Below are 264 nucleotides of genomic sequence, written 5' to 3' on the forward strand. Positions count from 1 at the left end.
ATTATTTATCGCCTTAACGGTAGGTACTCCAGAAAAGGTTTGATCAGGATGACAGTTCCAGGCAACTCGCTTACCGTAAAAGCTAAACCCTTCGGTATTCGTTTGCTCTCTTCCTGTGCATATCTTGTATATATCATCTCCTGAAATAATAATATCCTGAGAGCCTTTTACTTCTAAAGTTTCAAGCCCTAGTATAGGTACAATGTAGGGAGAAAATCCGTGTCCGGACAGGGTTGTCTTTTCAACAGGTAAAGCTATAAGGAC

1 protein-coding gene is annotated in these 264 nt (G+C 40.5%); it reads right to left on the reverse strand.

What is annotated here, in order from left to right; translation table 11 throughout:
- A partial coding sequence (locus tag DW58_RS21500; protein ID WP_235810707.1) for a hypothetical protein occupies positions 1-264 on the reverse strand: 264 nt, incomplete at both ends.

Source organism: Siccibacter turicensis LMG 23730 (assembly GCF_000463155.2).
GTDB lineage: Bacteria > Pseudomonadota > Gammaproteobacteria > Enterobacterales > Enterobacteriaceae > Siccibacter > Siccibacter turicensis.